Annotated in this window: 8 protein-coding genes and 1 tRNA gene; 2 read left to right on the top strand and 7 right to left on the bottom strand. The window is 65.2% G+C overall.

Annotation, left to right across the window (positions count from 1 at the left end; genetic code table 11):
• Positions 1 to 117: 117 nt before the first annotated feature.
• The 4 genes from RAB71_RS06465 to rimK form a co-directional block, all read right to left on the bottom strand.
• Entirely contained in the window at positions 118 to 1,452 is a 1,335-nt protein-coding gene (locus tag RAB71_RS06465; RefSeq protein ID WP_029561762.1) for a HAMP domain-containing sensor histidine kinase, read from the bottom strand.
• Positions 1,445 to 2,122 carry a response regulator transcription factor gene (locus RAB71_RS06460; RefSeq protein WP_010340533.1) on the bottom strand — a complete coding sequence of 226 codons (678 nt, stop codon included), beginning with the start codon at positions 2,120 to 2,122 and terminating at the stop codon, positions 1,445 to 1,447. The genes RAB71_RS06465 and RAB71_RS06460 overlap by 8 nt, the downstream gene beginning before the upstream one ends.
• Before the next feature lie 14 nt (positions 2,123 to 2,136).
• Complete coding sequence (locus RAB71_RS06455) at positions 2,137 to 2,583, bottom strand: hypothetical protein (RefSeq protein WP_050946519.1); 447 nt, start codon at positions 2,581 to 2,583, stop codon at positions 2,137 to 2,139.
• 262 nt (positions 2,584 to 2,845) lie between these two features.
• Positions 2,846 to 3,739: a 30S ribosomal protein S6--L-glutamate ligase gene (rimK, locus tag RAB71_RS06450; RefSeq protein ID WP_029561760.1), complete on the bottom strand. Its 894-nt coding sequence runs from the start codon at positions 3,737 to 3,739 to the stop codon at positions 2,846 to 2,848.
• Between the two features lie 281 nt (positions 3,740 to 4,020).
• Between rimK and RAB71_RS06445 the strand changes: the two genes are divergently transcribed.
• Complete coding sequence (locus RAB71_RS06445; protein WP_029561759.1) at positions 4,021 to 6,330, top strand: TonB-dependent receptor; 2,310 nt, start codon at positions 4,021 to 4,023, stop codon at positions 6,328 to 6,330.
• Positions 6,331 to 6,743: 413 nt separating this feature from the next.
• Positions 6,744 to 7,715 (top strand): IS110 family transposase, encoded by a 972-nt coding sequence (locus RAB71_RS06440; protein ID WP_043094910.1) that lies wholly within the window; start codon positions 6,744 to 6,746, stop codon positions 7,713 to 7,715.
• Positions 7,716 to 7,819: 104 nt separating this feature from the next.
• Here RAB71_RS06440 and RAB71_RS06435 read toward each other — a convergent pair whose 3' ends face one another.
• From RAB71_RS06435 to RAB71_RS06425, 3 genes are all read right to left on the bottom strand, one after another.
• Positions 7,820 to 9,844 (bottom strand): phosphocholine-specific phospholipase C, encoded by a 2,025-nt coding sequence (locus tag RAB71_RS06435; protein WP_010341816.1) that lies wholly within the window; start codon positions 9,842 to 9,844, stop codon positions 7,820 to 7,822.
• 229 nt (positions 9,845 to 10,073) lie between these two features.
• On the bottom strand, positions 10,074 to 10,601 hold the full coding sequence (locus RAB71_RS06430) for a hypothetical protein (RefSeq protein WP_138985728.1): 528 nt from the start codon (positions 10,599 to 10,601) through the stop codon (positions 10,074 to 10,076).
• A gap of 340 nt (positions 10,602 to 10,941) precedes the next feature.
• Positions 10,942 to 11,015: transfer RNA gene (locus RAB71_RS06425), tRNA-Gly, on the bottom strand.
• Positions 11,016 to 11,226: the final 211 nt, after the last annotated feature.

Below are 11,226 nucleotides of genomic sequence, written 5' to 3'. Positions count from 1 at the left end.
CGCGACAACGCCCCGCTCGCCGGGGCGTTGTCGTTTCTGCGGCGGGCAATCGCCATGCTGCGACCGCATGGCGGAACAGCAGCGTGCGCCGATGCGGCGGAGGCGTGGTCGCCCGCCTCAGGCCGGCTTGAACCACAGCGTCGCCACGACGCCCTTGGTGGCGCCCGGGCGCACGTTGACCTGCCAACCATAGAGATCGCACAGCCGGCTGACGATCGACAGGCCGATGCCGCCGCCCTGCGAATGCCCGGCATGGGTGCCGCGATAGCCGCGCTGGAACAGCTTGGCCGCATCCTCCTCGCTCAGGCCGGGGCCGGAATCGATCACCTGCACCGCATCGCTCAGCACCCGCACCACCACCTGCCCTTCCTGGGTGTACTTGACCGCATTGCCGATCAGATTGCCCAGCGCCACCGACAGCGCCGCTTCCGGCGCGTCGATGGTGAGGTTGCGCTCGCCTTCCAGCAGCAACTGCAGGGGCTTGCCGCCCAGCTGCGCGCGATGCGACTCGATCAACTGCTCGGCGACCTTGGCGACGTTGCTGTGGCCCTGGCCGCGCTCGTTGCGCGACAGCAGCAGCAGCGATCCGATCAGGTCGCTGCACTGCTGTTCGGCGCGCTGGATGCGCTGCAGGCGCTGCAGCACCTTGTCGTCGAGATTGGGCCGGGTCAGCAGCAGTTCGGTGGCGCCACGGATCACCGCCAGCGGCGTGCGCAACTCGTGGCTGACGTCGGCATTGAACTCGCGATCGCGCTGCACCACTTCGGTCAGGCGCGCCGAGTAGTCGTCCAGCGCCTCGGCCAGCTGGCCGACCTCGTCATCGGGAAAATGCGGCGCCAGCGGCTTGGGATCGCTGCTGCCGCGATAGGCGCGCAGACGCGCGGCCAGGTCCGACACCGGCCGCATCACCCGCGACGCCGACCACCAGCCGATCACCAGCGACAACGCGCTGAACACCAGCACCGACAGGATCAGGGTGCGCTTGAGCTGCACCTCGCCCTGCATGGTCTGGGTCATGTCGTAGGCGAGGAAGAACCAGACATTCGGGGTCTTGCGCACCGCCACCTTGTAGGAGAACGGCTTGCCGGTTTCATCGCGACCGGACACGTTGTGGATGCCGTCGGAGAAGTTGTACCACTCCGGCTGCTCACGTCGCAGCGCTTCAAAGCGGTCGCTCTTCACCACCCGCCCGACCATCTGCTGCACCGGCAGATCCGGATTCTTCGACGGATCGGAGAAGAACCGGTGCGAGTATTCGTCGATGTTGCGGTTCAGCACCACCTCGACCAGCTGGTTCTCCACGCGCGCGCGCGCCCAGTTGGTGGCGAACGCGAACAGCGCGGTCAGGCCGAAGCCCAACAGCACGAACGAGAGGATGATGCGGCTGCGGAGACGGCGGCGGTAGCGCCCGCGCCGCCGCACGACCCGCGGCAACGCCGGCGTTTCAGGCATCGGGCGCGGCGATGCGGTAGCCGATGCCGTGGCGGGTCTGGATCATCGGCACGTCGAACGGCTTGTCCACCACCGCGCGCAGGCCATGGATGTGCACGCGCAGGGAGTCGGAGTCGGGCAATTCCTCGCCCCACACGCGGGTCTCCAGTTCCTGCCGGGTCACCACCGCCGGCGCGGCTTCCATCAGCGCCTGCAGGATCTTCAGCGCGGTGGGATTGAGCTGCAGCAGCTTGCCCTGGCGGCGCACTTCCAGCGTGTCCAGGTTGTATTCCAGGTCGCCGGTCTCCAGCACCCGGGTGTGCACGCCCTTGCCGCGGCGCGACAGCGCGTTGAGCCGCACTTCCACTTCCTGCAGCGCGAACGGCTTGATCAGGTAGTCGTCGGCGCCGGAATCGAAGCCGGCGAGCTTGTTGTCCAGCGAATCGCGCGCGGTGAGCATCAGCACCGGGGTCTGCTTGCGCGCTTCGTTGCGCAACTTGCGACACACCTCGATGCCGTCCATGCCCGGCAGGTTGAGATCGAGCACGATCGCATCGAACTCGTGCACCACCGCCAGGTGCAGGCCAGTGACGCCGTCGGCGGCGAAATCGACGGTGTGGCCGCGATCCTCGAGGTAGTCGCCCAGATTGGCAGCGATATCGCTGTTGTCTTCGATCACTAGAATTCGCACCAACATTTACCCCGTCAGTCGTACTTGCCAGTTGGATTGCGCCGCATCAGTTCCTGCGCATCCTCGTTGTCGCGGCGGCGTTCCGCCACGGTCTTGCATTGCGTGGTGGTGCGCAGCGAACCGGTGACGGCCTCGCGCCTGCATACCATCCGGCTGTCCGCCGCCGCCTTGGTCAGCAGCGTATTCACCGTTTCCTGATCGTTGAACAACGCGACCTTCTGCTCCTCTTTCAAGGTGCCCACGTCCTGGTGGGCATCGAGTATCGCAGCCATTCGCGCCAATGCAGCTTCGACCTTGCTGCGATCGTCAGCATTGATTTCGGAATAGGTCTTGCCGTCGTTCAATTGCTGCCGGATTGTACTGAGTTGCTGCGCGAACGCTTTCTTCACGTTCATGGGCGCCTCACCTTTGGGCGCTGCCACCGCCGCGCTCGCCAGGAGCATGCCCAACACCAATGCCATCGACCGTTTCATCCCCTTCCCCTTGCAGACTGGACCCAGCCGGCAATGTAGCCCCCGCCCAAACGCCGCGGCAAGCAGCACCCGCTGCGCGGCCCGGTGAGCGATCGCCAACAAAAAGACCCAGGCAGCGGGGCTGCCTGGGCCGAAAGTTTTCTATCCCGATTACCGTTCCTGCTGAGGAGGGCAGAGCTGCGGTCCGATGAAGCTTACGCAGGGCGGAATTAAACCGGTGTTAAGCCAGAACCCGCGGCCACAGATTCGGCTAAGCCACTGATTTCTTTCGCTTCAGGCAGGCTTCGAGGTGTTCGATGACCTTGCCGGCGATATCCAGCCCGCAGACCGTCTCGATCCCTTCCAGGCCCGGCGTGGAATTGACCTCCAGGACCAGCGGACCGCGTCGCGAGCGGATCAGGTCGACGCCGGCCACGCCCAGGCCCAGCGCCTTGGCCGAGCGTACCGCCACCTCCTGCTCGCCACGGCTGGCCGCAGTCTTCTCGGCGGTGCCGCCCAGATGCAGGTTGGAGCGGAAGTCGCCCTCGGGCGCGGTGCGGCGCATCGCCGCCACCACCTGGTTGCCGACCACGAAGCAGCGCAGGTCGGCGCCCTCGGCCTCGCCGATGAATTCCTGTACCAGGAAATTGGCGTACAGCCCGCGCAGCGCCTCGACCACGCCGCGCGAGGCGCTGGCCTTCTCGGTCAGGATCACCCCGGTGCCCTGGGTGCCCTCGTTCAACTTCACCACGTGCGGCGGCGGGCCGAGCATGGACAGCAGATCGCCGGTGTCGTCCGGGTTGTCGCCGAACACGGTCATCGGCATGTCGATGCCCTTGGCCGCCAGCAGCTGGTGCGCACGCAGCTTGTCGCGCGCGCGCAGGATCGCGTCGGACGGGTTGGGCGTGCACACGCCCATCATCTCCAGCTGCCGCAGCACCGCGGTGCCGTAGCGGGTCACCGAATTGCCGATGCGCGGGATCACCGCGTCGTAGCCGGTGATCGGCTTGCCCTTGTAATGCATGGTGAAGGCGCCGGCGGCGATGCGCATGTAGCAGCGCAGCGGGTCCAGCACGCGTACCGTGTGCCCGCGTTCGCGGCCGGCCTCGACCAGGCGCCGGGTCGAGTACAGCTTGGTGTTGCGGGACAGGATGGCGAGCTTCATCGAAGGCGGCGGCGGTGGCAGGCCCGGCATCATACGTCGCGCCACCGGCACTGCGATGCCGCGCGTCGCCGCCGCCGTCGCCCGCGCGGCAAGGCCGGGATCGGCGGTGATCGCCATCACCCACGTTCCGCGTGCTGTCCCACAGCCGACATCGGACCGCCCCGAAACGTTCACAAAACCGTTGCATCGTGGCGGGCGGGCCGCGTACCGGCCCGGTGCCGGCTGCCCGCGCCCCGCGCGGCAGGACCGGAACGTCTCCCCCTCATGATTGGTGACTTTCGATGACCCCCACTTCCAGATCCTTGCGCCCGCACGCGCTGGTGCTCGCCGTCGTGTCCGCCCTGCCGGCCTTCGCCGCGCTGGCCGAGACCGCGCCGGCCGACGCCACCGCAACCGCCGATGCGGCGGCCAGCGCGAGCGGCAACGATGCCACCATGCTCGACGCGATCACCGTCGTGTCCAGCGGCACCACCCGCCAGGTGCAGCGCATCACCCGTGAGGACATCGGAATCGCCGCCCCCGGCACCAGCGCGCTGAAGGTCCTGGACAAGCTGCCGGGCGTGCAGTTCCAGTCGGCCGACCCGTTCGGCGCCTACGAATGGTCCACCGCGATCAGCCTGCACGGGTTCGACCAGAGCCGCCTCGGCTTCACCCTGGACGGCGTGCCGCTGGGCAACATGAGCTACGGCGTCACCGACGGCCTGCAGGTGACCCGCGCGATCATTTCCGAGAACGTGGCCTCGGTGGAACTGGCGCAGGGCGCCGGCGGCCTGGGCACGCCGTCGAGCAGCAACCTCGGCGGCACCGTGCGCTACTACTCGGCCGATCCGGATGCCGACGCCGGCTTCCGCTTCAGCCAGACCCTCGGCTCCGACAGCACCCGCCGCACCTACCTGCGCGGCGACACCGGCGACATCCACGGCTTCTCGCTGTACACCTCGCTGGTGCACGGCGAAATGGACAAGTGGAAGGGCTACGGCAACAACGAGTACAACCAGGCCAACGCCAAGGCGCTGTACCAGTGGGGCGACGGCAACCGGGTCAGCCTGTACCTGGACAGCTCGCACCGCAAGGAATACGACATCATGGACCTGTCGCTGACCTCGCAGCGGGTCCTCGGCTGGGATTGGGACTACCTGATGCCGGACTGGAACAGCGCGGTGCAGATCGCCAACGCGCTCAACGGCAAGGGCAGCTACCCGGCCAGCCTCAACGGCCTGCCGGCCGACTACGACAAGGCCGACGCGTCCTACTACTCCGGCGCCGGCCTGCGCCGCGACAACCTGGCCGCGCTCAGCGGCACGTTCAACCTCGGCGGCAGCGCCACGCTGAACCTGACCGGCTACTACCACGACAACAACGGCGAAGGGCAGTGGACCACGCCGTACGTCGCGTCCTCGGCCAGCGTGCCGCTGTCGATGCGCACCACCGACTATCGCCTCAACCGCCATGGCGTCACCGGCTCGCTGAACTTCACCGTGGCCGGCAACGAGATCGAGGTCGGCGGCTGGTACCAGAACGCCAAGACCGTGCAGGAGCGCAACTACTTCCTGCTCGATGGCCCGTTCACCGATCTGTACTACTTCAACAAGAACGGCACCCTGTTCGCGCGCGGCTTCGCCCAGCACTACGACACCGATACCACCATGGTCTACGCGCAGGACACGCTGCGCCTGATGGACGAGCGTCTGACCCTGAACTTCGGCGCCAAGAAGCTGATCGTCGACACCACCGCGCAGTCGCAGGTGCCGTCCGCGTCCAACGCCGCCGGCGAGATCAAGGCCGACTCGGACCTGCTGCCGCAGGTGGGCGTGAACTTCAAGATCGACGAGCACCAGGAGGTCTACGCCTCCTACAACAAGAACATGGCCGGCTTCGGGTTTACCCCGTTCCAGGAATCGCAGGCCGCGTTCAACGCGATCAAGGGCTCGCTGGAGCCGGAGACCGCGCAGACCTACGAACTGGGCTACCGCGTGCGCGGTGCCGGCGTGGAAGCGTCGCTGGCGCTGTACCACACCACCTTCGACGACCGCCTGCTGGTGACCTCGCCGTGCAGCGCGATCCAGACCTGCTCGGCCACGCTCAACAACGTCGGTTCGGTGCGTAGCCAGGGTGCCGACCTGGCAGTGATCTGGCGCCCGATCGAACAGCTGCGCTGGCTGAACTCGCTGTCCTACGACGACTCGACCTACCAGGACGACTACCTCAACGGCGGCGTGGTGGCGACCTCCGGCAAGCGCGTGGTCGGCATCCCCGAGTGGATGTTCTCCAGCAGCCTGGCATACGAGAACGCCGGCTGGCACGCCTCGCTGGACGGCAAGTACACCGGCCGCCGCTACATCAGCTACCTCAACGACTCGTCGGTGCCCAGCTACTGGCGCTTCGACCTGAGCGCCGGCTACGACTTCGGCCAGGTCGGCATGTTCCAGAACCTGGGCCTGAGCGCGAACGTCACCAACCTGTTCGACAAGCGCTACTTCGCCACCGTCGGCACCAACGGCTATGTCATCTCCGACCCCAACGGCTACAACCAGACGCTGATGGCCGGCGCGCCGCGCCAGTTCTTCGTCACCTTCAGCGGCAAGTTCTGAGCCGACGCGACACGGCCAGGGAAGGCATCACGCGCCGCCGCTGCTCATGCAGCGGCGGCGTTTGCTTTTTGGGGCCAGGCAACCATGTGTCGTGCGATAGGCAGTCAAGCAGGATGGACCGGCGTTGCGATCGCATGCGTTCGGAGCCGTCGCGGCTGAAGCCGCTCCTTGTATCTGGACATGTCGCCCCTAGACAGGCGTCATGTCTTCCGACTGATCATCGGAGGAGGTGTGGGAGGTCCAGTCGCTCCTAAAGCTTCGAGCTTGCATCGTAGATCGGCTCCGCCCTCCACATGCTGGCCTTTGTGTGTCCGAACGGTATCCAGAGTCCGCCCCCGGGCGTGAACTCGCATCGACAAGGCAGGACCGGGCCCAGCGCCGATCATGACCCTGACACGATGGAGGAATCGCGTATGTCTCCCGTCATCGGCATCGACGTCGCCAAACGCAGTTTCGATGTGGCCATCGATCTGACCAATGGCAAGCACCGTACCAAGGCCAAGTTGTCCAACGACGCCAAGGGCTTCCAGGCTCTGCAGGCATGGCTGCAGACGCATGCGCAGCCCGATAGCTGGATCGCCATGGAGGCCACCGGCACCTACCACCAGGCGCTGGCCGAGTTCCTCCACGCACGCGGCTATCGGGTGTGCGTGCTCAACCCGGCGCAGACGGCCGCGTACGCACGCAGCCAGCTTAGCCGGGTCAAGACCGATCGCAGCGATGCCAAGCTGATCGCCAGTTATGCCCTGCGTCACCGCGAGCAGTTGCGCCGTTGGCACCCTGATCCGCCGGCGCTCAAGCAGCTCAAAGCGCTGGTGCGCCGGCGCCAGGATCTGCAACAGATGCTGCAGATGGAGCGCAACCGGCTGGAGGTCGCTCCGGCCCAGGTGAAGGACTCGATCCAGGTCCATCTGGCCGATCTGCAACACCACATCGCCCAGATCGAGCAGGCCATCGATGACCATATCGACCAGGATCCGACCTTGCGTGGGCAGCGCGAGCTGCTGGTGAGCATCCAGGGCATTGCCGACACCAGCGCGGCCTTGATGCTGGCCGAGCTTGGCGATGTGAGGCGCTTCGCCGATGCCTCGGCGGTTACCGCCTTCGCGGGCCTGAATCCGTGCCTGCAGGAGTCGGGCGAGCGCAAAGGCCACGTCTGCATCTCGCGCACCGGCTCGCCCCGCCTGCGCGCGGGCCTGTTCATGCCGGCCCTGGTGGCCATGACCCACAACCCGATCATCCGGACGCTGAAACAGCGGCTGAGCGAACGCGGCAAAGCCGGCAAGCAGATCGTGTGCGCCGCTATGCGCAAGCTCCTGCACCTGGCCTACGGGGTTCTCAAATCGGGCACCGCGTTCGATCCGAAAAGGGGCCTTGCCTGCTAGGGGGTAAGACGGTATCTACGACAGCCGCACGGCCCGTAGGAGCGGCTTCAGCCGCGACCGGATACAGCTAGAAATCGCGCGCCCGTGCTGGAACGCCGCGCGTGCTACGCGTCGACCGCGCGGCCGATCGCCGGGTCGCTCATGCTCGGACGGCCGGTTTCGATATGCCCGGCCAGGCGCCGCCGCCATTGCGGAAACGCCTCGCTGTCGATGGTCAGGTCGTACCAGTGGTGCTGCGCCTGCAACGGCAGACGCAGCACGGTGCGAGCGCCGGCGGCCAGCGTGAGCGCCTGCTCGCCGCCATCGCCACGATACCCGTCGTGCACCCGCAGCGTGCACGGCTGCGTGCCGGCATTGCCGAGCGTCAGCAGCAGGCACTGCGCGGCGGCATCGTAGTCGGCCTCCGCGTGCAGCCCGGCATCGCCGATCCCGTCGCCATGGAACTCGCGCAGGAACCCGTTGGGCCCGTGCACGCACAACGCGTAGCCGGCATCGGCGGCATCGCCGCGCCACGCGCGCACATCCTGCAACTCGCTGCCGGCGGCGAGCGTGTAGAACCACGGCCCGGCCATGCCACCGTCGGCATAGGCATTGAACGCCACGCCAGCGTCGCCGCGATTGCGCATGCGCAACACCCGCGCATCCGCCTGCACCTGCAGCCGCACGTCGAAATCGTAGGGCAACGCACGCGCCGGGCGCTGGCCGGGCTCCTGCACCGGCAGCGCCTGCTGCGCGGGACGCTGCGGCGGCGGCAGCGTCGCGGTGGCGTCGATACGGGCGATGTAGTCGCGGGTGTCCGGCAACGCCACCGGTGCCGGATCGTGGCCGACGAAATCCAGCGTGGAGGTCAGATCGCCGGCGACGGCGCGGCGCCAGGGATTGATGTTCGGCTCCATCACGCCGAAACGGCGTTCGAGGAAGCGCAGCACCGAGGTGTGGTCGAACACCTGCGAGTTCACCCAGCCACCGCGGCTCCATGGCGATACCACCAGCATCGGCACCCGCGGCCCCAGGCCGACCGGCACGCCGTGATAGTCCTCGCCATGCAGGTCCACGTTGCTGGCGCCCAGCTCCGGCCGGATCGCCGGCAACGCCGGCGGCACGTGGTCGAAGAAGCCGTCGTTCTCGTCGTAGTTGATCAGGAACACCGTCTTCGACCAGACCTCCGGCGAGGCCGCCAGCACTTCCAGCAGGCGTGCGCTCAAGGATTCGCCATAGGCCGGGGTGGCCTCGGGATGCTCGCTGAGCAGGTATGGCGCGACGATCCACGACACCTGCGGCAGCGTGCCGGCGCGCACGTCGCGCGCGAACGCCGCGACCAGGCGCTCGCCACGCGAGGCCTTGGCATTGTCGGCGGTGGAACCCGGCACGATCGCGCGACCACGGCGGTACAGCGGTGAGGCGCGGTCCAGCTTGCGAAAGTTGGCGAAGTACGGATGGCTGTTGTCGCCGTAGTTGTCGAACTCCTGATACACCTGCCAACTGATGCCCGCGGCCTGCAGGCGCTCGGAATAGGTGCTCCAGGTGTAACCGGGAAAGCGCGGATTGTCGCGCGCCATGTCCGCGGTCCAGTTGCCGTCGTCGCGGTTGTTCACCGCCTGCTCGCCATCGTTGCCGACGCTCAGGCCGCTGGTGCCGGTGAACATGTACATGCGGTTGGGATTGGTCGGGCCGAACAGCGAGGCGTGGTAGCCGTCGCAGATGGTGAAGGCGTCGGCCAGCGCGTAGTAGAACGGCAGGTCCTCGCGCTGGAAGTGGCCCATGCTCATCGCACTTTTCTGCGCGATCCAGGCGTCGTGATGCTTCCAAGTCTCGTGCGAGCCCTTCCAGTCGTGGTTGAGATCCTTCATCCACTGCGCGCTGCTGGTCTGGCTGTTGAGCCGGAACGGCAGCACATAGCGATCGCCGCCCTTGCGCTCGGGCTGGTACCAGACCGACTTGCCGCTTGGCAGCCGCAACGGCCGCGGATCGCCATAGCCGCGCACCCCGCGCAGGCAGCCGAAGTAATGATCGAAGGAGCGGTTCTCCTGCATCAGGATCACCACGTGCTGCACGTCCTGCAGCGTGCCGGTGACCCGCGCCGGCGGCACCGCCAGCGCGCTGCGGATGACGCCCGGCAGCAGCGGCATGGCCGCACCGGCGCCGAGAGCCACGGACGTGCGGGCGAGAAAACGACGACGGCTGTGATCGACCACGGGAAGCAGCACCGACAACGAGCGAACGCTCAGGCGTCGGCTAGCCTAGCGCTGGGAAATTAAAAGCATTTGACAGACTTTATATTTTTAAAAAACGCTCGCTTCACGCTCGCTTCGCAAAACATATAAATTACAAAAAATCTACGATTGCTGACCAGCAATATCACACAGACTCACTTGGCATTACCTGAATCGACTTAGTCCAGGTAGGGACTTGGGCACCCCGCTCATATACAGCAATAGAGATTGGACCAATCCTCTTAAAATGAATATCAAGCTCAGCAGGACCACTTCTTGCCTTAAAATTTTGTTGCGCGCCAATCTCAGAAGTAGCATGACGATAATGGCCAGACCGCCAATTTAGTGGCGCTGGCGCCAAGCTGTAAAACCAAGCACCGCCCATGCTCGACGCGAGGGGAATACTGATCGAACCATTGGACGAAGTGAGCTCAGGATCGCTGCTAATTGACACTAAGAGCTCTGCTCCTTCGGGAACCACAGCACTCATGGAAACATGCTCCCCAGCCCTCACGCGCTCTACATCCGGAGCCAAAATATTAGGTCCAACCTCACCTTGTGAAGGATATTTGAATCGGGAAAATCTCTTGAATTTTTTTGCAACAAAGATACAGCCCCCGGCAAGACCACCAACCAAACCAACTATGTGAACTCCAGCCTGCAGCCAATCCATGACTTTCCAACTCGCAAATTCACCATCCATAGCCCTAGTCCCCCACAGTCCAAATTAATAAGCTCGCAGCATAAGGATCCACGCCAAATTCTGCCAGAAACCAGATAATCAGCATGGAGGCGATTTTCCAAATCGCCGCCCCCTTTGATTGAGAGCCACCCAAGGCAAGGCCGATATAATCAGCACACTACAATACAATCCATCAATCTACATACTCATCAGTCATCACGACTGAATCAAAGCGAAAAGATTGAGAAGTTCTTTAGACCACACGAAGAGATGAATCACTCAGCAGAGTGGATCTCAGCGATCGCAACAATGCCACATCGATTGAAGTGGATGGAGCGGGCGATGGGAATCGAACCCACGTCAGTAGCTTGGGAAGCTACAGCTCTACCATTGAGCTACGCCCGCGTTGCCGGTGCAGTCTATGCGCTGGGCCGGGGGTTGCGCAAGAAATCGGCGCGATGCGGCTGCAGCGCGCCATGTTCCGAAGCGGCCGGCGATCATGATCCGGCAAATGCGAAAGGGGCTTCAGTCCCGACGGCTCGCATTCCGAGCGTCGGGGCTGAAGCCCCTTCCATAACAGGCATGGCTGCCCTGGTACGGCACGTCGCCCGTACTA

It is taken from the genome of Xanthomonas sacchari (assembly GCF_040529065.1).
GTDB classification, from domain to species: Bacteria; Pseudomonadota; Gammaproteobacteria; order Xanthomonadales; family Xanthomonadaceae; genus Xanthomonas_A; species Xanthomonas_A sacchari.
Note: the sequence above shows the minus strand (reverse complement) of the source record. Positions and strands in the feature narration are given on the sequence as shown.